Origin of the sequence: Paenibacillus sp. UNC451MF (genome assembly GCF_000686845.1) — a bacterium.
In the GTDB taxonomy this organism is placed as follows: domain Bacteria; phylum Bacillota; class Bacilli; order Paenibacillales; family NBRC-103111; genus Paenibacillus_S.
Genome location: NZ_JMLS01000001.1, coordinates 230,889 through 254,346, shown reverse-complemented (window position 1 = coordinate 254,346; position 23,458 = coordinate 230,889). Strand labels below are relative to the sequence as shown.

17 protein-coding genes and 1 other annotated feature are annotated in these 23,458 nt (G+C 47.3%); of the genes, 7 read left to right on the top strand and 10 right to left on the bottom strand.

The features are described from left to right. Positions 1–40: 40 nt before the first annotated feature. Entirely contained in the window at positions 41–1,054 is a 1,014-nt protein-coding gene (locus tag BP97_RS0101105; protein WP_028547462.1) for a zinc-binding alcohol dehydrogenase family protein, read from the bottom strand. 318 nt (positions 1,055–1,372) lie between these two features. On the opposite strand from BP97_RS0101105, the gene BP97_RS0101100 reads away from it, so the two are divergent. Continuing rightward, positions 1,373–2,383, top strand: coding sequence for a LacI family DNA-binding transcriptional regulator (locus tag BP97_RS0101100; protein ID WP_028547461.1), 1,011 nt, complete (start codon positions 1,373–1,375; stop codon positions 2,381–2,383). Positions 2,384–2,654: 271 nt separating this feature from the next. Here the strand turns inward: BP97_RS0101100 and BP97_RS0101095 are convergent, their stop codons facing one another. The 3 genes from BP97_RS0101095 to BP97_RS0101085 all read right to left on the bottom strand — a co-directional run bounded on the left by BP97_RS0101095 (position 2,655) and on the right by BP97_RS0101085 (position 5,651). Further along, entirely contained in the window at positions 2,655–3,611 is a 957-nt protein-coding gene (locus BP97_RS0101095; protein ID WP_028547460.1) for a 1-phosphofructokinase family hexose kinase, read from the bottom strand. Positions 3,612–3,713: 102 nt separating this feature from the next. Continuing rightward, a complete protein-coding gene (gene fba, locus BP97_RS0101090; protein ID WP_028547459.1) occupies positions 3,714–4,580 on the bottom strand; it encodes a class II fructose-1,6-bisphosphate aldolase in 867 nt (288 codons plus the stop codon). A gap of 15 nt (positions 4,581–4,595) precedes the next feature. Continuing rightward, the gene (locus tag BP97_RS0101085; protein ID WP_028547458.1) at positions 4,596–5,651 is read right to left on the bottom strand and encodes an SIS domain-containing protein; all 1,056 of its coding nucleotides are present in this window, start codon (positions 5,649–5,651) and stop codon (positions 4,596–4,598) included. Between the two features lie 195 nt (positions 5,652–5,846). On the opposite strand from BP97_RS0101085, the gene BP97_RS0101080 reads away from it, so the two are divergent. Continuing rightward, positions 5,847–6,500: a phosphatase PAP2 family protein gene (locus tag BP97_RS0101080; RefSeq protein WP_028547457.1), complete on the top strand. Its 654-nt coding sequence runs from the start codon at positions 5,847–5,849 to the stop codon at positions 6,498–6,500. Positions 6,501–6,546: 46 nt separating this feature from the next. After that, positions 6,547–6,846, top strand: coding sequence for a hypothetical protein (locus tag BP97_RS0101075; RefSeq protein WP_028547456.1), 300 nt, complete (start codon positions 6,547–6,549; stop codon positions 6,844–6,846). 77 nt (positions 6,847–6,923) lie between these two features. Here BP97_RS0101075 and BP97_RS0101070 read toward each other — a convergent pair whose 3' ends face one another. The 4 genes from BP97_RS0101070 to gltX all read right to left on the bottom strand — a co-directional run bounded on the left by BP97_RS0101070 (position 6,924) and on the right by gltX (position 12,086). Further along, complete coding sequence (locus BP97_RS0101070; protein WP_028547455.1) at positions 6,924–9,068, bottom strand: sensor histidine kinase; 2,145 nt, start codon at positions 9,066–9,068, stop codon at positions 6,924–6,926. A 219-nt stretch (positions 9,069–9,287) separates the two neighbouring features. Further along, positions 9,288–9,536 carry a cold-inducible protein YdjO-related protein gene (locus tag BP97_RS34785; protein WP_051620257.1) on the bottom strand — a complete coding sequence of 83 codons (249 nt, stop codon included), beginning with the start codon at positions 9,534–9,536 and terminating at the stop codon, positions 9,288–9,290. Positions 9,537–9,624: 88 nt separating this feature from the next. Next, positions 9,625–10,128, bottom strand: coding sequence for a CYTH domain-containing protein (locus BP97_RS0101060; RefSeq protein ID WP_028547454.1), 504 nt, complete (start codon positions 10,126–10,128; stop codon positions 9,625–9,627). A gap of 284 nt (positions 10,129–10,412) precedes the next feature. Next, the gene (gltX, locus tag BP97_RS0101050) at positions 10,413–12,086 is read right to left on the bottom strand and encodes a glutamate--tRNA ligase (protein WP_028547453.1); all 1,674 of its coding nucleotides are present in this window, start codon (positions 12,084–12,086) and stop codon (positions 10,413–10,415) included. 52 nt (positions 12,087–12,138) lie between these two features. Continuing rightward, positions 12,139–12,370: a binding site (T-box leader), on the bottom strand. 227 nt (positions 12,371–12,597) lie between these two features. Between gltX and BP97_RS0101045 the strand changes: the two genes are divergently transcribed. After that, a complete protein-coding gene (locus BP97_RS0101045) occupies positions 12,598–13,356 on the top strand; it encodes an MBL fold metallo-hydrolase (RefSeq protein ID WP_331281293.1) in 759 nt (252 codons plus the stop codon). Positions 13,357–13,456: 100 nt separating this feature from the next. Beyond that, a complete protein-coding gene (locus tag BP97_RS40560; protein ID WP_197035393.1) occupies positions 13,457–13,630 on the top strand; it encodes a hypothetical protein in 174 nt (57 codons plus the stop codon). 113 nt (positions 13,631–13,743) lie between these two features. On the opposite strand, the gene BP97_RS34780 is transcribed toward BP97_RS40560, so the two are convergent. Then, the gene (locus BP97_RS34780; protein WP_036745303.1) at positions 13,744–16,746 is read right to left on the bottom strand and encodes a family 78 glycoside hydrolase catalytic domain; all 3,003 of its coding nucleotides are present in this window, start codon (positions 16,744–16,746) and stop codon (positions 13,744–13,746) included. Between the two features lie 22 nt (positions 16,747–16,768). Next, the gene (locus BP97_RS0101030) at positions 16,769–18,016 is read right to left on the bottom strand and encodes an ABC transporter substrate-binding protein (protein WP_028547451.1); all 1,248 of its coding nucleotides are present in this window, start codon (positions 18,014–18,016) and stop codon (positions 16,769–16,771) included. A 294-nt stretch (positions 18,017–18,310) separates the two neighbouring features. Between BP97_RS0101030 and BP97_RS0101025 the strand changes: the two genes are divergently transcribed. Both BP97_RS0101025 and BP97_RS38550 read left to right on the top strand, forming a co-directional pair. After that, entirely contained in the window at positions 18,311–19,210 is a 900-nt protein-coding gene (locus BP97_RS0101025) for an AraC family transcriptional regulator (RefSeq protein WP_197035392.1), read from the top strand. A gap of 131 nt (positions 19,211–19,341) precedes the next feature. After that, positions 19,342–23,451 (top strand): S-layer homology domain-containing protein, encoded by a 4,110-nt coding sequence (locus BP97_RS38550; RefSeq protein WP_051620255.1) that lies wholly within the window; start codon positions 19,342–19,344, stop codon positions 23,449–23,451. Positions 23,452–23,458 lie beyond the last annotated feature (7 nt).

Genomic DNA, 23,458 nt, shown 5'->3' with positions numbered 1-23,458 from the left:
TTAGGCGTCCTCTTACTACAGAGGATGCCCTTTGCTGCTCCTACACCTCAACTACTGCCTTAATAACCCCTGTCTCTGGCTTCAACCAGCTTTCATAGGCACCGATCATCTCATTAAAAGGAGCACGATGAGTAATGAAGGACTCTGTATCCACTTGACCTCTGCGAATGCTCTCGATGACTTGCTCGAAGTCAACTCGAGTGGCATTGCGGCTGCTTATGATAGACATCTCTCGTTTGTGAAAATCCGGATCACTGAACGCAATATCGCTTTTAACCAAACCGACATAAACAAGCCTTCCGCCGTGGGATACGTACTGAAGCGCACCCTCCATCGATTTCGCATTGCCTGTTGCATCAAGAACAACCGTCGGAAAATCGCCTCCGGTATTGGCTTCGATCTCCTTTACAGGGTCGTTCTTAGCGTTCACTATGTAATCAGCTGGCGCCCATTCCTTACAGTAATTCAAACGTTCCTCATTAATATCCAGAGCAATAACCGTAGCCCCCGCCAGCTTGGCAAATTTCATGACGCCAAGACCAATAGGGCCCGCACCAATGACAAGCGCAAACTCTCCCGGAGTAATAGCTGCTCTTCGCACGGCATGAGCACCAATGCTGAAGCATTCTACGATGGCTGTCTGATCGAAGCTGAGTCCTTCGGCTGACAACAGATGATCGGCAGGCACCGTCATGTACTCCCTCATCCCTCCGTCTTGATGAACGCCCAACACGCTCATGGTCGTGCAGCAGTTCGTTTTGCCGCTGCGGCAGGCAATGCATGTTCCACACTCGATATAAGGCATGATCGTGACACGATCTCCTGCCTTCAATCCTTGCGCATTTTTACCGATTTCCACTATTTCTGCCGCCAGCTCATGACCTAGAATACGAGGATAAACGAAGTATGGCTGATTCCCTTTATACGCGTGCAAATCCGTTCCGCATATACCAACACGGCGAATACGAATCAGAGCCTCACCTTCACCCGCCTTCGGAACTTCAAATTCCTTCATTTCAAAACGATTCGGCTCTTCACAAACAATAGCTTTCATAAGGGATACTCCTCTTTTCGATAGATGGATTTGAGAGCATTGAGTTGTGTCAAATGATGTTCTATATTTTAAAAAGAAACATCCATCCCGGGTTTCCCCAGTTTACGGTGTTTCATCCTATGCCTCCCAGCTCTATTGAATGCAAATAAATTATATGATAGTTTTATGTTATCGATAACATAAAAATAACAGCATATTTTTCATTCGTCAATCCATATTCCGCTTGAAAATTATTTTCATTTGTTTCAAAATGATATCCATGTTGAGCGCTTGTCTCTTGAATTAACGAACCTTGTTTTTGAAAGGATTTTATGCCTGATGGTAACCATTTATGATATCGCAAAAAAAGCAAATGTCTCCCCCATGACCGTATCGCGGGTTATTAATAACTCCCCTTCAATCAGTGAAAAAACAAGAAAAAAGGTTGAAGACATTATTCAAGAGCTTGATTATATCCCCAATAAACAGGCACGGAGTCTTATATCCAAGGAAACGAAGCTCGTCTCACTTGTCATCTCGGATATATCCAACCCGTTCTTCACAAACATTGCGAGAGGCGCTGAAGATAAGGCGCTTCAAGCCGGCTATCAGCTGCTGCTCGGGAATTCGGATGAACAGACCGTCAAAGAATCGCGCTATATCGACCTGCTGCTTTCGACCAAAGTGGACGGCGTTCTGATTGCCCCGACCGGTGATCCCTCCCTTGCCAACCTGCGCAAGCTTGCTAAGCGTAGGGTTCCGTTCGTATTCGTTGATAGATATGTAGAAGGCATTGCAGCCGACCTCGTTATGGGTGATAATGCGGAGACGACCCGCAAGCTCGTTGCGCATCTCGTCGAGAAGGGACATCGGAAAATTGCCCTGATCAATGGCCCTAGCACGGCATCCAATGCAAGGGAAAGACTTCTGGCCTTTACTGATGCACTTACGCTGAACGGACTGGATCTCATTCCAGAATTATTAATAGAAACTCATTTTCTCCAAGACAATTTCTCGGAAATCGTTCGCACCTTGATGAGCTTGTCTCCGTCAGGGCGTCCGACCGCCATACTTGCCGCCAACAATTTTATTGGTGTCAATACGCTGCGAGCGCTGCGGGAAATGAATCTCCAAGTTCCAGATGAAATCGCGGTAGCTTGCTTTGACGACCCGGAGCCTATTCCGGATTATAATCCGTTCCTGACGGTCGCCGCGCAGCCTGCTTATGACATGGGCTATATAGGAATGCAAATGCTCATTGAGCGTATTGAAGGTACGGCGCCTGCAACCAACCGCAAGGTGGTTCTTCCTTCTCAGCTCATTGTTCGCAAATCGACTCAGCGGAGCTAGTGGAAAAAACGGTGCGAGTTATCGCACCGTCAGTTGGAGGAGAAACCTGTAAATATAAGAAACCTGCTTCGTCCCCCGGTAGGGTACCTCCTTCCAGCCGCTGTTGTTATCGGGAAATTTTTAATTTAATCGCTTTGCAGCGGTGATTTCCCGATAACAAAGGCGAACGCTATCGCTCCTCCAGGAGATACCCTACCTACATCTTTGCAGTTTTCTGAAAAGCTGGGTTTCTCATCAAAAAAACGGTGCGAAAGATCGCACCGTTTTTCTATTAAATCTGCTCGACCGCAATATCGGAAAACAACCGCTGGACATCTAGCTTGTTCACATAGCCGGCTTTTTCCGTTAACGCATTAGCCGAGCCAACAGCAGTCGCGTATGCGATCCGCTCATTTGCGGGTAATTCCCCTGCCGTAGCAATAGCCATCCCTGCGACGAAAGCATCACCGCAGCCGACCGTATTTACAACATCGATCCGCGGGGCTTTAGCTCGGAATACAGCTCCCTCCACGGAAGTCAGGGACCCCTGTGATCCCAGCGATACCGTAACCGTCGGAATCCCTTTGTCATACAGCGAGATTAGCTGCTCCTTCAATACCTGCTGAACATCGGCCATATCTTTGCTCATATCCAGCTCCATTTGCGTTCCGAGCAGCTGGACGATTTCATCTTCATTCGGTTTTGTAAAGTAAGGAATAGCTCGAATACCGTTTCGCAGCGAAGCACCGCTAGTATCCAAAAAGGCTAACGCACCTGCCTTTTTGACAATCTCAATCAGCTCGGCATAAAAGTCATCCGGAATACCATTAGGAAGGCTGCCGCTGATACAAACAATCTTGGATTGCGCAGCCAGCCGTTTTACCTTAACGATTAGCTGCTCTATAGCCTCTTGAGGGATGGATGCTCCACCTTCCAGCACCTCCGTGGAAACACCTGTTGCTTCGTCAATCATGTTCAGGCATAAGCGGGATTCTCCCTCGATCTGCACAAAATCATTCGCAATCCCCTGCTTACCTAAAGCATTGCAGATCCACTCTCCATTGTAACCGCCTAAAAATCCCGTAGCGGTCACAGGATATCCCAGTTGATGGATGACCCGCGCCACATTGATTCCTTTGCCTCCCGGCTCCGCAAACATCCGACGTACTCTGGATACCCGTCCCAAAGGAAATGAAGACAAATAATACGTTTTGTCAATCGCCGCATTCAGTGTGACCGTTGTTATCATAATGGTTCCTCTCCTAGAAGTCCGACTGGTGACCGCCCGCTCAGCAGGCGAAGCACTCCTCCAGACTATGCTTAAGAAGCTATCGCAATAAGCAGACTGCGATTAGCGCCAATCCTGCGCTTTACCGATGCAGCCTACCATTCTCATTTTTTCAATAGCAGCAGCTTTAACTGCTTTTTTGGCAGGAATCATATATTTGCGAGGATCATTTTCGTCCGGATTTTGGGCGAATACACTTTTGATTGCATCCGAAAATACAATGCGGATTTCAGTAGCAATATTCATTTTGGCCATGCCGAGCGAAACACTACGCTTCACCTGCTCTTCTGGGATACCGGAGCCTCCATGAAGCACCAATGGCACAGGTACCTTTTGCGCAATACGCTGAATGCGTTCAAAATCGATTTTCGGCTCCCCTTTGTAAATGCCGTGCGCTGTACCGATTGCCGGAGCTAACGTTTGGACACCCGTCAGTTCAACAAAACGAACGCACTCATCTGGGTCCGCCATCAAAGCCTCGTGCTCCGCAACGACGATATCGTCCTCGACGCCTCCAACTTTGCCTAATTCCGCTTCAACGTTAATGCCAACCGCTTTAGCGATTTCCACAACCCGCAGCGTTTGTCTAACATTTTCTTCAAAAGGATGCATCGACGCATCAATCATAACTGAGGTGTAACCCGCACGAATACATTGAACTAGCACATCAAATTCCGTACAGTGATCCAAATGTAGTGCGATAGGTACGCTGGAACGATCAGCAGCCGCCTTGGCAGCAGCCGCAATGTAATCGGCTCCCAGATGCTTCACCGTACCGACGGTGGATTGCAAAATTAACGGAGACTGCGTCTCCTCAGCAGCTTCAACTACGGCCTGCAGCATTTCCAAGGTATGAACGTTAAAAGCTCCCACAGCATAACCGTTAGCTCTGGCTGCTTCCAATAGTGGTGTAGACGATACTAATGGCATAAGATTGCCCTCCTATTAAATAATAACGACCTGCGTCAAGTTGCGCGGCTCATCCGGATTCACGTTGCGTTTCATTGCTGTATAGAAGCCCAAATATTGCAGAGTCGGCAAGTACAGTACGCTGCGTGCGTCATCGGAGATCGATTCGCCGCCGATTTCTACAACCGCATCCGCAAACGCCGTATCCTCACCTTGCTTCGCAGTTAACAGAAGGACGAATGCGCCGTAGGCTTTCATTTCTTCAGCTACCTTAAGCTCGTAAGAGCGAGCTTTCTCCGAAACCATCACTACTACGAGAGTGCCTGGCTCAACAACGGACTTTGGACCGTGACGGAATTCCAGCGTGCCGTAAGCTTCTGTCCACACGTAGGACATTTCTTTTATTTTCAGGCAAGCTTCCAAAGCAATGCCGTAGCTTGTTCCCATTCCAAGATATATAAATTTATTGAAGGAGTTCTCGTTTAATAGCTTTTGTACGAATGGATCCGCTTTTTTGACCAAAGCCGCATCCAAGCCGATTACTTGCTCCATTTCACGGATCAGGTTTTCTTTGCCGGATGCCTTAGCGATAGCCGCTTGCATCATAAACGTCATACTCATGAAAGATTTCGTCATTACTGTGCTAGTTTCTTTCCCCAAAGGGGATAAGAGGCATTCTGCAATTTGCGCCATCTTGCTGTTTTCGTAGCACGTAATCCCCGCTACCGTAATGAACGAAAGATCTTTGACCGATTCCAAAGCTAAAATCACTTCCGTCGATTCCCCTGAGCGGGATACGCCGATAACCAAATAATTGCGATGTGCCGGAGCTGTTTGCTCACGGAATAAGAACAGTTCAGAAGACGGGTAAGCCGTCGAGCTTTTGCCTAACCATGAACGGCAGGTGGAAGCCATAGATAAAGCTTGATAATAGGAAGAACCGGAACCGATAAAAATAATTTCGTCAAACTTTGGATTAAGCAAATACTTATCGATCCAATCCTGCTGCTTACCTAACTGATCCCATGCTGCTTGCAAAGCTTCCGCTTGGGCACCTATTTCCGGATACGTATATTGACCGAAAGTCGTCATTTTATTACCCCTCTCATCTTAATAATGAAATTTTAAATCATTTTTTTGATTTTTTCAATCATTTTATTTTTCATTCTGCCTCAATCTATGAAATCGCTAGTAATGATCAACAAACTGTGCCTAGGGATTGGCTAAAAGCTCTCCGCTCATGCATAATAGAAGAGCACTTGACCCTAAGCAGGAGGAATCTATCCTTTGAAACAACTTCAATGGCTTCTGGCCCGGGCCTTTCTTATTTGTCTGTTATGCGCCATGGGTTTTGGTTTGGTTGCACTGCTCATTAGTGATCAAAGCATCACGGCTTTTGACCAAACCCTCATTTCATTCATTCAAGGTAAAGAATCACCGGTCCTTACAGCGATCATGAAAGCATTTAGCTTCATCGGGGCAGGAATTCCCGCAACCGTTCTTACGGTCCTCACCTCTATTTTTCTATACAAAGTGCTTGGACACCGCAGGGAAGTGATATTTTTCCTTACCATCTTGATGAGCTCCTGGCTATTGAACGAGCTTCTGAAAATCATGTTTCATCGCGCTCGCCCAACGATTCACCGCATAGCGGAGGCTACTGGGTACAGCTTTCCCAGCGGCCATTCCATGGCTGCCTTCACCCTCTACGGAGCGCTGTCCTTTCTCATCTGGCGGCATATCCCTACAGCATGGGGAAAAGGATTATTCCTGGCCGTCAGTGCCGTAATGATTGGGATGATAGGTATGAGCCGCATTTACTTGGGCGTACACTATCCTAGCGACGTTATAGGAGGCTACTTCGCCAGCGGCTCGCTGCTTGCACTCTTTATCTGGCTATTTCGAAGGATTCAAGATCGCTATGGCAGACAAGCCCGTTGAGAATTTCTCTATTAACCTAACTTCTTTGTGTGCGAGGTGGATCGTCATGGCTTTCGGTATTGCAAGACACGAATTGAACGAGTGGAAAAGAAAAGTGGCGCAAGGTCAAATCGCCTATTTAACCCACTATTGGTATGAGCCCCGCTTCCCGGGAATTAAGACAGTAACCAAAGTTGGCTGCTCCGATTTGCCCCTTTTACGAAATTGGTGTGTACAGAACGGACTGGACCCGAATTATATTCACCATCGCGCCGAGTTCCCCCATTATGATTTGATCGGAAGCAAACAGAAGGAAATCTTGGTTCAAGAACAACTTTGGGAGCACATCCGCCGTTTTGGCCTATAAAAAAAGCGAAGCCCTCTGCCTAATAGCAGGAAGGAATTCGCTTTTTGCATATTAATATTGAGGGATAGAACCGCTATTTAACCAAACCTCACAGGCAAGGTAAAATAAAACGTACTGCCCCTCCCCTGAACGCTGTGAACTCCAATTTCACCATGATGGTGAGCTACAATTTCTTGGGAGATAGCTAGTCCAAGCCCCACTCCCACTGAGGAAATACTTTCATTGCGCTCGCTGTCGGCCCCTCGGTAATAACGGTTGAACACTTGCGGCACATCTGTCGGGCTTACTCCCGAGCCCGTATCGCTTACTTGATACATCACACTCGCCGGGTTCCCCAGCTTCGTACCATCCAAATAACATCCGACCTCCAGTCGAATGACGCCTCCGGACGGCGTATATTTACGTGCATTGAACAACAGGTTCACGAACACCTGCTCCAATCGTATTGGGTCCGCGTAAATAACAGACGTTTGGCTAGAATGCCATTCTTGGCCTACCACAATCTCGAACTGCTGTCCGCCTGCGCGGATATCCGTCTCGTATTTATCGTAGATGTCGTATAGAAATTGTACGGGATCAAGCTCCATAAAGCTGAAATTCACCTTACCGGCCTCAAGCTTAGAAAGCTCGGACAAGTCCCCGATAATCCTCTCCATTAATTGCGATTTATCTAACACCAGCTTTAATGTCCTTGCGTCTCCTGGAGGAACGACGCCATCTATCATCGCGGAGACATAGCCTTGAATTAGCGTCAATGGCGTTCCTAACTCATGGGATATATTGGATAAAAGCCTTCGGCGCGATTTCTCCATTCGGAACAAATCCTCTGAAGCCGTTTGAAGGTCCGTGTTGGACTGCTCCAGCTGCTTCGTCCGTTCACGTATCTTATCCTCCAGCGTTTCAGTGAAAGCCGTCAATTGTGACGACAAGCTTTCAACCTGCGTGAAGGAATTAGAAAATCTGACAGAAAGAAAGTAGGCCTGAACAAATATATAGAAGAGCATTCCATAGGGGAATAAGTCTCCTGTGTTAATTTTCTGAGTGTAATATAAGGAATCGTTTAAAATAAATAGAGAGCATACACTTGCAGCAAATAAATTGAGCACGGCCCCTTCCCGCTTACACCGCAGCGCCTTCAAGTAGACTATAACGATATAGCCGCACAAAATGACAATATATAAGATGTTAATTTGCATCATCAGCGTGTATACTCTAGCCGGCGTTAGGAGGACAAACAAGGCGTTGATACAAGCGAACCATGTGGACAATTTGAGTATCCTAGCGCTGGCTTCTCTTGGATATAGAGAATAGACATAAGCCATTAACAGCGGCATCGCCGCAATGAAACCCAAATACTCCAGCTTAACCGCAGCTTCCCATGGAATAGCAGGAAATAAGCGCACGGCTAAAGTCTCTCCTACGACTAAGGTTCTTATTCCAATCGCTATGCAGAGACCCCCGAAATATACAGTAGACTTATCATTGCGCCGCTGGACGAACAGAAGAACATGATACAAACCCATGATCAGAAGCGACCCGGCAAGCAGCGTCTGCAGCACCATGTTCTTATCCCGGTTATGAGAAATTTGCTCTTCCGTACCCAGCTTGAGTTCGTCCCATAGACCGCCCTTGCGCTGAACAAAATTCGAGACCTGTATGACCAGTTCGATCTTGGAATCCGTTGGGCGAAAATAGTACGTATCGGATACATTTTTCGGAATCATCCGTTCTCTATCGGTTCCTACAATCCCTTTACCTTCGAACGGCTGTCCGTCTATCCAAAGCTTGTAGGCCGTAGCTGCATTCGGAATGTATAAACCGAGGACCGGATAAGCTGCCGATTCCGGCAGGACAATACTCAGACGATACGTAGCGTAGCCTTGATTGGAAAGTCCTTTCCCTCCGATCCCGTATTGTCCCCAAACGCTCGGAACGAAAGCATAGAGATCCGGTTTTATCATCTCAGCCCTCGTCTTGATCTCTCCAGGCTCAAGCAGCCGATTCCAATAAAACTCCCATTCTCCGTTCAGACGAACGATGCCCTGGCTTGAATCCCAATCGGACAAATCCAACAGCCCATGCTCGGCAATGGGTTCATTCTCTACAGCGGCATTAGCAGGCGGTTTATCGGAGAGCAGCACGAATAAAACCAGCGCACATAGCCAACATAAACATTGCAAGATTCGTATAGGACGCTTCGCGGCAATCTTAATCATTACCATTTTAAACAATTCCTTTTCCCAGAAAATGTTTATTACTCCTTACATCTTTCGTCATGCATAGGGCTAATTCCTCTTGAAATTTAATAATTCGACGAATTATGTCAGCTTTTTTTCCACGAAAAAGAGTTATTAGAACAACAAAAAAACTGCCGGATTCAACCAGCAGCCGCTATGTCATAAATCATACTTTTGATGTATGAGCGCTTTTTTTGTTATTTTCTAGAGTCTTCGTTTACCAACGATGAATTTTTTGTTGCCTTTTTTCTTCACTACCGGCACATGCTTGTAGCTGCGTACCATGTCGCCTTTGCATAATGGACAGGATGGCTGCGCTTCTGTAACGAATTCTTTTCGAATCCACGCTTTGCATGTCGCTTCTTTACATTTCCAAATCTCTACTTGCTGTAGTTCTGGCTGAAGTTCTGTGTCTTGAGTTTGTTCTTCTGTAGTTGATGATGTCGTTGGCATTTTGAATCCTTTTCTCCCTGTATCTATCGATTTATAGCCTATTTATTATTATACAGATAGAGAAGTTTATCAACCCCATACGAGAAATTTAAACACGAACATTTTGTGTCTGTAGTCCTATCCACAGCGACTTATTCCGAAACTCTTCCTCTTGTCCCAGTTCTCTTCCAAACCAAGCTGGAGGCTCGAACGAATGTGCCGCGCTTTCATTGGAAAATTCCACCTCAACAACCAGCAGATTGATCTGCTTATACTCGTCAATTTCATAATGAAGACCATTATGCTCAACGGTTGTACGAATTTTTTCCAGTGGCACTAGCTGCGTGTTGGCTAGAAGCTGCCGATACACTTCTTCGGAGATACTATATTCGATCTCCTGCCGAACCAGTCCATGTCCCGATTTGAATGTATGAGTAAAAGTCGAGTTACCTTCATGGTCGACCAATTGGCGTACCCGAATCTCTTCTTTATCTGAAAAGGCCAAGTAGGTTTGATAAATGTGCTTGGTGGAAATCAGCTTAAGCTCTTGAGCTTGTAACAGGGCTTCAGGAAACGCGGGTAATAAATATTTTTTTTCAATTTCAGTACTCATGACAGATTCTCCTTTTATATCCAAATAAATTTCTATATAACAATCTCAATGATGCGCCTTCCGATCAGACGTCGCCGGCGATACTTATCTTATCATACTTAATCTGTAAAAAGCGCACGTCCTCTTCTGCATCTAGGTCAGTCTAGAAAGTCGCCCCTTACATGCTCTGCAGCATACTTCAAACCGTAAACACTAGAAGGGAGCAGCATGAAATAATACACAAAAGCAAGCCAATCACTGTTATTGAGCTCCCAATCCAGATCCATCTCTTTGAGACACTACCGCTAACTATTCGGAACCTCGTCTATAAAATAGCACAAGCGGCTGCGAACCCTGCTTTCCCCCATAACCTGCATCATGTCGAACAGATCTGGGGTATGAGTTCTATTGGACAATGCTAGTCTTAATACCATCGCTACGTCGCCCACATGTCCTTTGAATTGTTCCGGCTGCTTCTTGAACGTTTTCGCATCTTTGGCAAAGCCGAATTGGTCCGCTACCTGCTTTACTTTACCGAACCAGACATCTTTATCATCCTCATCATCATACATCCCCAAGTACGATTGAACGATTTGCTGCGCTAGGAGCTCTGAGGTTGCCGGAGGAAGCGATTCAGTGAAGGTACTGGCTTCAGCCTTGAACTCCTCATCAAAAAAATAGGAGATGGCAGGAGGAACGTCCGACCATTTAGCAAAATCTTTTCTCGGCTTGATAGCATCCTTCCCAATCCCCAGTATGCCAATGGCGTACTCTCGGTGATTGATCAGCTTCTGATACAACCCGGCATGGTAGCTGTGAGCCCATTTAACGAGCTGCTCGAACATCTCATCGGCACTCATTTTCGCAATAACATCCTTGCTAATGTCATGAAGCTTATCCATATCAAATAATGGGCCGCTAACACTCATTTTGCTCGTCTCGATAACAAAAGAGCTGAATAGCTCCGCAGGGTGCTGTATTCTCCATTCTTCATAATTGGAATTAACCAGAGTCATGAAATACTCGGATATCGCTTCTCTCGGATAACCCTCCAGTTGGTAATAATGGACTGCCGCGTCGGGGTCCTTACGCTTGCTGAATTTACGTTTGGAGTGACCGTCCATCTTCATAATCGGGGCCAGGTGACCGTATTCCGGCCTTTTGAATCCGAGCATTTCGAACAATTGCACATGAATCGGTACCGAGGACAACCACTCATCACCTCGTATAACATGTGTCGTTCCCATCAGAAAGTCATCGATAGCATGAGCAAAATGATAGGTAGGGATGCCATCCGCTTTCATTATCACGATATCCTGTTCATTCTCCGGCAGCTCTATCAAGCCTTTAACCAGGTCGGTATATCGAATTTTGCGCTCGGATGACCCCTGCGACTTCAACCTGATAACAAACGGCTTGCCCTTTGCAAGCTCCTCCTTAACCTGCTCCAATGTGAAGCAGCGGTGAAGCGCCCATTTGCCGTAGTAACCCGTCATTTCGCCTCTCGATTGCTGTATATTTCTGATATGCTGCAAAGCTTCCGTATCGCAAAAGCAAGGATAAGCAAGACCCTCTTCTACAAAATGTTTAATAAACGCCTGATATATATCCACCCTAGCACTCTGCTTATACGGCCCGTATTGGCCGGTCTCTTCCCCAAAAGAAGTAACACCTTCGTCGTACCGAATTCCGAAATAGTCTAAAGCTTGAACAATTCCGTCGATGCTTCCTTCAACTTCACGCTTTTTGTCCGTATCCTCAATTCGAAGGTAAAAGACACCTTCGCTTTGATGGGCCAGCCTTTCAGAAATAAAGGTTGCATATAGACCGCCAATGGTCAAAAATCCAGTAGGACTTGGAGCAAATCGGGTCACTTTAGCTGTCGCTTCCAGCTTTCTTGCTGGATATTTAGCGATGATGTCCTGAGGCACAAGATGAACATGAGGAAACAAAAGATCTGCAAGCTCCTTATTTTGCATCGTTCATTCTCCCTTCCCTTGGTTAGTAGATACAACAAAAAGCCCTTCATCCTCTAAGGACGAAAGGCTAGAGCTTCCGCGGTACCACCTGCATTGGTTGTTAACAACCCTCTTACGGCGCCATTTGAGCGCCTCTCCTATAACGGGAAGACCCGCCGGACTTACTCCTGCTTTCAGTCCGATACTCCAAGGCTTCTTTCGCTAAGCTCGAATACCCAATTTTCAGCGTCATGGGCTCTCTGAGATTCAAGTGACTAGCTACTGTTCCTCTTCATCGTTATTACAATATTCAGAAAATAATAATCAAAATAACATAATGCATTTCTAGAGTCAAGAACTTCTTTACAATCACTTTCGCAGCCCTATAATTTTTTTTGAAACTTAAGATCAAACTGAAAAATATATTCAATTTGACTTTTTGAATGATATGTGTTATAATGAAATATTTACTTGACTCAAATTACCTTCTAGCTGTATCATGCTAAATGACAATCATTTAGGAGGGATTCAATTGCAGACAGCCACCACATTACACATGTTAGAAATAACCGCCGTTGTTTTGGGAAAAACGGATTGCGTTTATCCTTCTCTTCTTTGGGATGGAACTTCCGCCGTCCTGGTGGATACGGGCTATCCCCGTCAAATGGCCTCATTGCGTGATGCCTTGGCAAAAGTCGGCGTTACTCCTGATAAGTTGACCACCATCATAATGACTCATCAAGACTTGGATCATATTGGCAATTTACCCGATCTGGTTAGGGAATCCGAGCCACCTATCCCGGTGTTGGCCCATGAGCTAGAGAAGCCCTATATTCAGGGGGATTTAAGACTGCTCAAAATAACCCCTGAGGCCATTGCCCAAATTGACAGCTTACCTAAGGAAATACCTCTAGAATGGCGGCAGGGCTTGAAATCACTGCTGGAAAATCCGCCCAAGGCAAAGGTCGACCGCACTGTAGCTGACGGCGAGGAGCTATCTTACTGCGGCGGGATCATTGTCATCAGCACACCTGGACATACCCCGGGACATATCAGCCTTTACCATAAGCCAAGTCGCACTCTTATAGCCGGTGACGCCATGGTTGTTGAAAACGGCCAATTACAAGGTCCTTCGCCGGATCAAACGCTGAACATGGAACAAGCCCTTCTATCATTGAAAAAGCTTAGCCAGTACGATATTCAAACTGTAATCTGCTATCATGGCGGACAATATACAGGCGATGCAAATCGTCGTATTGCTGAGCTTGCTCTCTCATCCCGTATTAATTAATGGTGAGACTATAAATCGAGAATGGATTAAGGAGCAGTTGCAATCCTCCCCTCCCGTTGTGGTATAATGCCCTGATATCGTTATGGTTGGAGGGAACACAATGAAAATTTATGTGGTTATCGCTATGCGCGATGAGCAAATGGATAACGTCTTCGTCAGCACGGAGGAAGAGCAAGCGTTAGCTTTAACAACCGCCGATTTCGACGATTGTGACGCCTTGTTCCTGGAGATATGGGAAGACGGCGGCAAGATCGACGATTATCGGCTTCAATAAGAAGCTTACTTACGGCTCTTGCAACCATTCCAGCTGTAAGGCAGAACTTCTCGTCAACCTAAAGAGTCATGCTGCTGAGCAGCATGACTCTTTTTACATAGAACACAGCTCCGTTACTCTCCTACCCTATGCAGCTCCGTTGTCCCCTGCCGGCCATCGGGCAGACGGATCTCCGCTTTAATGCCAGCAGGCACCCAGGCCTGAATATACATGGAACCGTCATCGCCGATACGCCAAGACACATCGATACGCCCTTCATCCGGTAAAGGCACACTGCCGCGTGCCCACTCCAGACCGCACGGCTGCGGCGCTATCACGATCTCTCTCCACCCCGGGGCGGCTGGGTTTACCCCAAGCACACTAGTACCGAGAAAGAAACCAGGAGCGGCCGACCACGCATGACAGTGACTGCGTGTCAAGTGACTCGGATGCGGACGGACAGGGTCCGCTTGAGGCTTGGGATACATTTCCCAGCAAGTTGTCGCCCCATATCGAAGCATTGCAGCATACTGAGTGCGAATATCTTCGATTAGTCTTTGTGTATTCCCCATCTTCACTAAGGCCTCATAATAAAAGAACGACATGAATGGACTACCCATCTGCACGAACGATTCGGGCGGGTCGCTCAAATATTGCTCCAGCTTCTTCTTCCGTTCCCCCGCGGCAATATCGCACAGGTATGCCACCACCTGCGTCTGCATGCTGAAAATGCCTGATTTACGTCCGCTCGCGTGGATGCAATCAAGGTAAGCCTCCCGCTCCTCAGACCATAAATACGTATCAATGGCTTGCTTAAGCGCATCCGCCTGGTCGGAGAATGACTTGCCCTCATCCACAACTCCGGCGCTAGCCGCCAGCTCGGCAGCATGCCGCAGCGCCTTCACAAGAAACATATTTTGATGCGTTACGACCCCGTGCCGAGGCTGGTCCATCGGCGCCCAGTCGAGGAAATTCCAAGCATCGATTTCGAGCAGTCCATTCTTATTCAGATGCATCAGATAATGCTCCAGCGTGAACTTAACATGCGGCCAAATCGAGCGTGCGTAATCCCTATCTCCAGTCCGCAGGACATACTCATTACAAGCGATCGCCCAGAAGAAGGTCCAATTTGGAATAACACTGTTCCAGCCGCTAGGTACTTGGTCGGCATAAAGCGGTGTCTGAAAGGCCGAGCCAGGTACTAGATCCAGACAGTGCTTGACGAGCGCCTCCGCTCCGTACACATAGTAGCTGATGAGTGCCTCATTGCGGCTGTCACCGACCCAGAATGTCTGCTCATACGCCGGACAATCTACATAGGTATCTTCCATACACAACCTAGTCGTATGACGGCTCATTTCCCAAATATCGTTTAGCAGGGCATCCGATGAATGGAAACGACCGACCTCGGTCACTGGAAAATTACTTTGAAGAACTGAAATCCCATACAACTGCACAGGCCGTCTCGCTTTGCGTACGGTCACAATCAGATAACGGAATCCGCGTCGTATGGCTGACGTATAGCTCTGCCGCCCCTCACGGCATACATAACGTAAGGAATTGTCCAGATAATGCGTATAATGGACTTTGCCATCCAGCATATACTCGACACCAAAGAAGTCGAGCTCCGTGCCTTCTTCCGCATCAACCTCGAACGATAAGTAGCCTGACCATTCATTGCCGAAATCGATCACGAGCTCTGTATCTCCGCTGTCATAAAGCGGAACAGTTCCTGGTAAGGCGTGTGGGATGATCGCCTGCTGCAGCTCCGAGGGCACCTGCTTCGCCGAAGAGTATTTCTTCCAAAGCGTGAGCACATAGACCGATTCGGTGCTGACAAATTGCGATTCGACGAGTCCCACCGCATCCCCAAGCGCAGCCAGTTGTTCGGTTGTTGCTGCGCTTCTGACGTGACAAAACGCCTCATAGCAATTAAGCGCGTCCGGGCTCAGGCGATCGATCGCCTCCTGCACTCCATTGCTGCATGCAGCAATGATCTGCTGCTTGACCTTCTGCTCTTCCGTTACTTGATGATCGATGTACTCATAGTTGACAAACGGTCCAACAGAGACGAAGGAGGAATATCCTTCTACCGCCCCTTCAGTACCTGGAGGAGCTACCGCCTCAAAAGGCTCATCGCAATCGATCCCGATGAATAGACCTCGGCCGTGGTCATTGCCTGCCAATTCGAACAGCAGTACATTATCGCCAGCCATAAGCTCAATGTCCAAATAACGGTCCTGCTCATTGCCCTTCCATGCCGACTTCGGATAACGAACACCGTTTAGGCAGACGGCCTGCCAATGCGGAGGCGCATATGCGATGCCGATCACAGCTTTGGCGGAAACCGTTGTACGAATGACGGTACCCAAGTAACCTGCGTACACGTTAGCATTGCCATGGGTTAAGCTGTCCATGGCCAAAATATTTCTCGAATCGAGGTGAACAGTCCAGGGAATCGGCTCCACCCGATGCAGCGATTCGATTCTTGAAGGATAGACTCTCTCCTCCGTCAAGAACGGGATATCACGGGGCTTCAGACGAACCCACGGCTCCATACCGACACTGCCAATCACAGCAGCTGCCTCCCACTTCCTCGCGTCATATGCAGGAAGCGTCCAGCCGTCATCCCACTTCCGTGCGTCGATCCATTCCGAGAAAGCTTGCTGAATCGACATTCGTGGTGTAAACGGATTATTGCCTAGATGGCGGGACGTAAGCCATGTAGAATCGGTAACGATCCTGCCTTCTTCGCGGCCGTATGGGCTATCAGACGACCAATCGAGCTGAACCAGCAATCCGCCTCGACCACGGATATAATAGAAATTGCTAATACCAAAATGCATGACAAGCACGGCAATCGTATTCGTCTGTCCCGAAATCAGGTGCGAACGCACGTCGTAGGTATCGTAGGCCTGTTCATGCGGCCAGCACCTTACTGGCCCCCGGCCAATCCGCTCACCGTTAATATACAGAATGTAACGGGAATCTGCGGTAATGGACAGCTCCGCTTCAGTCCATCCTTCCTCCGAAACTTCAAACGTTTTGCGGAAGCAGCGCCATTCGTTGCGGGGACTCTCTTCTCCTTCAGACCAAATCCAGTATGAGCTCCAATCCACTTCTCTCTCTCTAGTCATAACGACTACACTCCTGTTCATTTTATTTCTTTTCATCCATCTGCTTTTGAATCTGCTCTTTCATGCCACGAAGAGATGTATTAATATCTACGCTGTCCTTGTTCATTGCCCTAATCATGTTATTGAATATGGAGTTCCCAATGGAATCGAACTCCCCTGGAACATAGAGCGACTGCTTAGGTGATTTGACAGCGTTTACATTCTTTTTCACAAATTCCGCATTCATAAATTGCTGCTCGATTTTTTTATTATTTTCCGGTGCAAGAAGCAAGTCGATTAACCTTAGAGCCTCTACCTTGTGCTCGCTTGTGGAGGCAACCATATAGACACCGTTCGTCGGAGGTACTTTATTCGGTTTCTCCGAAAAGGACGGAAATGTTACAATGTCCCAGTTGGGATAGCTGTCTTTTTGTCTTTCCGACTCCTGAATGAACTTATCCACATTACCTGCAAACATTGCTACATTTTTATCCTTGGTGAACGGATCTACATTCCCGAGTGTTTCTTTCCCTGTTATTTTATAAGCTTCCTGATAAACGTTGAATATTTTCTCGAACAAAGGGTTGGATAGATCGATGTTGCCCTTGGCGTCCGTATAGCTTAATTCGGCTGCCTCATACATATACTGCGAGGTCCCAAGTCCAATACCGTAGTACTGTGTCCCGTTATCACTCCGGTTTAGACGACGGGCAAGCTCGAGCACCTGATCCCAGGTCATGTTGTCCTTAGGATATGGAACCGCGAATTTATCGAAAATATCCTTGTTGTACACCATCGCATGCAAAGCGTATGGAAAATTGGCCTTATCTGGAACCGCATACATTTTCCCGTCTTTGCTCAGCTTCTTGATCGCGTCCACATGCTCCGGCACGAACCGGTTCATATCAAACTTCTGCCTCCGGATCAAATCGGTCATGTCATAATTCAAATTCAGCCTCAATGCTTCATAATACACTTTGGTTGTAATGTTCAGCACATCGAGTTTGACTCCGGACACGAGCAGTTTTTCCATCCCGGTACCGAGACTATAGAATTGAAAGGTGACGTTAGGCAATAAGCTTTTGACAAATTCGTTGTTGACCCTGTCGTTAAATTCCTCCTCCCTGCCTGACCAAAGTATATTAAGCGTAATCGGCTCTGTAGACACTTGAGCAGGCGCATCGCTTGGAGCAGCAGCACCCTCATCCTTAGGTACGGCTTCCTTACCGCATCCCGCTATAAATGAACCTAGAAGCATTGTTACCACAATCGATACCGACAGTCGCTTCATAATTTTCCTCCTAATAGGATTAGATTCATGATGTTTAGTTCTGCTGCATCTGCAATGCATTCGCCTATGAAATTTCACTAATAACGCTTACTCAATACTTCAATCTCACTCTTCCGATAACGCCCCCATCCACCCCTCCTAGGAATTTGGATTGCAATATAATTGCACTTTCATTACTGTATAACTACAGTATAGTTTGCATAATTATGGGTTGTCGTTACATGGATCTCACCGTTATTTGCACTTTTCTCATATCATTTAATTCCCTAACATCAATCAAGTGAGGTGCTTTCTTTGCGTGGACTACGGATTGACCTAGGCGACCTGTCTCTGCTCCAACCAACCGTTCATTACATTTGTTTAACCCGGGGAAGGCCGAACCGCCTTTGGGGGCCTCGCACCATTCCCGATTGCCATCTGGTGTACGTCGTATCTGGTCTCGCCAAACTGACCATCGGTTCGGAGGAACGGCTGGTAAGGCCTGGGCAGTGCGCATTCTACGGAATTGATAGCGTAACGCAAATTCTCTCAACCGAGGAGGATCCCGTTACCTACTACAGCCTTCATTTCGAATGGAACACCCCCTCCCCTACACCGATGTCACTACCACAGCTCTTATCAGGCATCAGCTACACATCAAAAAGTGAATTAGACAGCCCTGCAACTGGTTATAGTGTCCACGTACCGGAATATGGTGCAATTAACATCCCGCATTTTTTCTCATTCCCAGGAGCTGAACCGCTACTTCTGCAAATGCTGAGAGAGTATGAAGCAAGGGAGCTGGGTTATGACTTTGTGCTGCGCGGTCTATTAGTCCGCCTATTGGCTGCCTTGATCCGACTTCAGCTTGACCATACATCTCACGGCGAATTAACGCCAAAAATTACCCCTGCCCTGAAAGCAATTGAAAAGCAGCCGGAAACCAATTGGACTGCCTCGGCCTTGGCAGAGCTGTGCGGCTATCACGTCAACTACTTTACAGGCGTCTTCAAGGCGGCTACTGGAATGTCACCAAAATCCTACTTGATCGCCATCCGTATTAGACGAGCCAAGAAGCTTTTACTTGAGGAAGATACAATCGAGAAAGCAGCCCGCAAAGCAGGGTACACAAGCTTGCATTATTTTTGCCGCCATTTTAAGGCTGCAACCGGTCAAACGCCATCCCAGTTCAAAAGACAGCGATTTGATTTATAACTTCCAAGTAAAACAAACATATAAAACGAAAAAACAATATCTTAATGTGTATTTAACACAGTTTTTACAAACCTCCTCTATATTGAATATAGCTTGTGAATCCAATATCGATATATAGGAGTGACGATCGTTTGAACATTCAATTTAAAAAGATAGCCGTGTCTGCGCTTGTAGCCGCTATCGCCGTTACGACGCCTGCCCTTCCTTACTTGCCTCAATCTTACGTTCCAACGGCTCATGCAGCGGTTGCATCCTCTGATTACATTGTACGGATGCTTTTTGACAACAATTTTACGGATAGCTCGTCTAATCCGTTAACTGCTACCGCCGTCGGCAACCCGACTTTTGTGAACGGGCGTATCGGAAATGCCATTAATCTGCAAAAAACAAGCTCCGTTAAACAGTACGTCAATCTAGGTAAACCGGCCTCTCTGCAAATGGGTACGAATAAAAACTTTACTTTGGCCTTCTGGATCAAGTCCCCTGGCCTTACTTCCGACCCAGCTATCATTTCCAATAAAAACTGGAGCACCGGCGGAAATACAGGCTATGCGGTCGTATTAAAAAACAGCACTCTAAGCTGGAATTACCGGACTGCAGGCGAAAGCCGATTGGATGCTGACATTCCTAATGTCGCTGACGGAAGCTGGCATCATATTGTCATCTCTCATGACCGTGCGACAGGGCGCGTTGACTTTTACAAAGATGGCAGTCCCGTTACAGTTACCAAAGTAAGGGGCAACAACTACAACAACATTGCAAGCACCATGGATATTCAAGGCCTGACAGGGACTTTGGACGCCAACCTGGATACTAACATCGGTAATGATGGTACAGGCAATTACGACTCGAACCTGGATGTGACTTTGGATGACGTTCAGATACTAGGAAGAGCTATAACCGCTCAGGAAGCTGCTGACATTTACAATCAAGCTCCTCCTGTAGCGCTGGATCCGTTCAATGGTACCTTCTCTTTAATTGGTGCGCAGCATGCCGTTCAAGGCTCACAATTCCATTTCAATCTGGATCTGCGTACACCGACGATGAGTACGAGAATCGATAAGCTGGATGTGGATCTTGCCTATGACAGTCATCTATTTGAATTTGCCAGTGTAACGAATGCTACCTATATCGACGCTTCCACACCAGGCCATCTTAAGCTGAAGCTCACTGGAGGAAAAGTATTTAATCAGACCAACCCGTTGGAATTCGCAAAATCCACCGTTGCCGAGCTCACATTTAACACAAAGGCAGCAGCTGGACAAGGTACGTTTCAGGTTAGCGATGCGCAATTTTATAACGGAACGACGCCACTTGTCATAGAATCGCTAAATAAGCCTCTGGCAGCCGTTCAAGTGCATTCCAAAGAAACCGAGGACGTGAATCAGGACGGGTACATTACCGTTGGAGATATCGCGCTTGCGCCTGCTGATCAAGAGGATGTACTGGCAAAAATCGCCGACAAAGTAAAATATCAGCCTTATAAGCATGTTGTCGTTATTGGTATTGACGGCGGTGGGGCATCCATCACTTCTAAAGCTCCATATTGGGAAACTCTAAGCTCGACCAAGGAAGAAGTAGGCAGTCGTCTCTCCATTCCAGCGATTAGAAGCATTGTTGAGAAAGGCGCCGTCAGCTACACGGCACAAACGACCCTTCCGACCGTCTCTTCACCGAACTGGGGGTCAATGGTGACCGGGGTGGACTACAGCAAGCATAAAATAGCGAACTATGAAAGCGGGAACTACACCTATAGTGAGACTTCCCCCTACCCGACGGTATTTAAAAAACTGCGGGAGGCATTGCCTGCAACAAAGCAAGCCGCTTTCGTCACATGGAGCAATGTCTTTAAAGGCCATATCGAGCCTTCTGTCGGTGTGGAAGCTACCATGCTGGGCGACGAAGCCGATGCAGCCGCTTTTGCCCAATATGCAGCCAGCGGTAAATTTAACGATACGTCTCTAGCTTTCTTCCAGTTTGATGATGTGGACCATGCAGGACACTCGTATGGATTCTATACGAAAAAATACTATGAGCAGTGGACGAAGACGGACAAGAATGTTGAAACGATCTATAAAGCTCTTCAAAACAACCATTTGCTCGATGATACTCTTATTGTTCTGCTTCCCGATCACGGAGGCGGCGTGGAAAATCCCGATCATACACTTGGCGGCAACCCGCTTGACCATGCCATCGAATCTCCGCTGTCCAAGACCATTTTCTTCGCAGCCAACGGCAGAACGGTAGCAACGGATACGGGGAAAGAAAAGTTGCTTCAAGGCGGGACAACAAAGGATTTGGCCGCTACGATTCTTACAGCGCTGGGCGTCGATCAGCCTATTGGGGATTCCAAAGTCATTGACGGCATGTTCGTACCTCAGAAGGATCAGAACAATGCGAATGCTTCCAATCTGAAATTAACTAAAGTCACCGATACAACAACGCATTCATTAAAAGGGTTTGAGCTTTCTTTGGACCAAGTAACCTCCAATGCCAAAGCGATTGATCTTCAGCTTGCAACGAGCAGTCTGGCCGTTAAAAGCATTGAGCCGGCCCAAGCAGGTGTAAAGGTTCTGCGCAATGATTCTGCTAACGGAACGACTAGAATAGTGCTTTCTTCCGCTACAACCATTCAACCGGATGCTCCCATTGTAAAGATTCAGGTTGAAGCGAACAGTGGAGATGCAAGCGCGCAGCTTCAGCAGGCTATGGTAGCTGATGCACAAGGTAAAGAAACGCTTCCTAACCTGACTAGCGCCTCCAAAGAGGAAAGCAGCGATGTTGCTGTTACAGGCATTGAAGTAAGCAGCAAGCAAGTGAATCTGGTTGAAGGGCAATCGACAGAGCTTACCGCAACGATCGTACCTGCGAATGCAACGAATAAAAAGGTTACCTGGACGACTAGCAATGCAGCGGTAGCAACCGTGGAAGCACATGATGGGAAAGCGCTCGTCACAGGGCTGAGTGAAGGTACAGCAACGATTACCGCTGTGACCGAGAATGGCAATTTCAAATCCGAAAGCACCGTCAAAGTAAGCCGGCCTTCGAGTGTAGATCTGCTTGACCTTAAGATCAATGGTAAGACGCTGGACGGCTTTGAAGCCGATAAGCTGAGCTATACATTGAGCGTTCCTAACAGCACGACAGTCGCTGAAGTCACTTATAAGCTTGCAGACTCCAGAGCGGCAGTAACCGTTACAGGCGGCGAAGCTCTTGCAGTAGGCGATAACCTAGTGGAAATTGATGTGAACGGACCCGAAGCAAGGCATAAGCAATACACCATTGTCGTCAACCGTGCAAATGCTGAGCTTTCTTCTAATACGGATTTGCTGGATTTAAAAGTAAACGGAGAAACGGTACCCGGCTTCACAGCGGGGCAGTTAAGCTACACCCTGTTCGTCCCTAGAAGTACAACCGTTGCTCAAGTCACTTATCAGGCTGCAGATTCTAGAGCAGCTGTAACAATAGCTGGCGGTGATAATCTTATGATCGGCAGCAATACCGTAACGGTAACGGTAAAAGCTCAGGACGGCACCAAAAAGCTGTATACGATTAACGTAATACGTCCAAATTCAAGCAGTGGGCACTCAAGTGGAAGCAGCGGTTCTACCTCTCCTAATCCGCCCGAGGTTATAGTAACACCTCCTATTGAAACAAAACCTGTTGTACCTGAAACAAGCAAGCCAACAGAACCGACAAAACAAGCACCGATAAAAGATATGGAAGGACATTGGGCACAAACAAAGGTTGAGCAGGCCATTTCTTTGGGATGGATTCAAGGCTATCCAAACGGAACGTTCCTTCCTGATCAATCGGTAACAAAAGCCGAGTTCGCGGTACTGCTGGTTCGCGCCTTAAAGCTAAAGGATCAAGATATCCCTCTATCCTTCACCGATACCGACCGTATCGGCGACTGGGCGAAGCAAGAGGTCGCTATTCTGACCAAATCAGGGATTGTTGGAGGCTACGAAGACGGCAGCTTCCAGCCGGATAAGAACATCACCCGGGCTGAAATGATCGTGATGATCATTAGAGCGCTTGACTTGCAAGATAAAGCAGATGGAAGCAGCACATTTGCAGATCATGACGCAATTCAGCCTTGGGCTGCGTCATCGGTTGCGCTTGCGGAGCGAAAAGGCTTGATCCAGGGCTACCCGGGCAACCTCTTCGCTCCGGACAACAATGCGAGCCGTGCAGAAGCCGTAACCATGCTGCTTCGGACGCTGGAAACCGTAAAGTAGAACAAAC

What these genes read in the sequence shown, in the direction of transcription:
- BP97_RS0101105 (WP_028547462.1), bottom strand. Translation starts at nt 1,054, where the DNA reads ATGAAAGCTATTGTTTGTGAAGAGCCGAATCGTTTTGAAATGAAGGAA.
- BP97_RS0101100 (WP_028547461.1), top strand. Translation starts at nt 1,373, where the DNA reads ATGGTAACCATTTATGATATCGCAAAAAAAGCAAATGTCTCCCCCATG.
- BP97_RS0101095 (WP_028547460.1), bottom strand. Translation starts at nt 3,611, where the DNA reads ATGATAACAACGGTCACACTGAATGCGGCGATTGACAAAACGTATTAT.
- fba (WP_028547459.1), bottom strand. Translation starts at nt 4,580, where the DNA reads ATGCCATTAGTATCGTCTACACCACTATTGGAAGCAGCCAGAGCTAAC.
- BP97_RS0101085 (WP_028547458.1), bottom strand. Translation starts at nt 5,651, where the DNA reads ATGACGACTTTCGGTCAATATACGTATCCGGAAATAGGTGCCCAAGCG.
- BP97_RS0101075 (WP_028547456.1), top strand. Translation starts at nt 6,547, where the DNA reads ATGGCTTTCGGTATTGCAAGACACGAATTGAACGAGTGGAAAAGAAAA.
- BP97_RS0101070 (WP_028547455.1), bottom strand. Translation starts at nt 9,068, where the DNA reads ATGGTAATGATTAAGATTGCCGCGAAGCGTCCTATACGAATCTTGCAA.
- BP97_RS34785 (WP_051620257.1), bottom strand. Translation starts at nt 9,536, where the DNA reads ATGCCAACGACATCATCAACTACAGAAGAACAAACTCAAGACACAGAA.
- BP97_RS0101060 (WP_028547454.1), bottom strand. Translation starts at nt 10,128, where the DNA reads ATGAGTACTGAAATTGAAAAAAAATATTTATTACCCGCGTTTCCTGAA.
- gltX (WP_028547453.1), bottom strand. Translation starts at nt 12,086, where the DNA reads ATGCAAAATAAGGAGCTTGCAGATCTTTTGTTTCCTCATGTTCATCTT.
- BP97_RS40560 (WP_197035393.1), top strand. Translation starts at nt 13,457, where the DNA reads ATGAAAATTTATGTGGTTATCGCTATGCGCGATGAGCAAATGGATAAC.
- BP97_RS34780 (WP_036745303.1), bottom strand. Translation starts at nt 16,746, where the DNA reads ATGACTAGAGAGAGAGAAGTGGATTGGAGCTCATACTGGATTTGGTCT.
- BP97_RS0101030 (WP_028547451.1), bottom strand. Translation starts at nt 18,016, where the DNA reads ATGAAGCGACTGTCGGTATCGATTGTGGTAACAATGCTTCTAGGTTCA.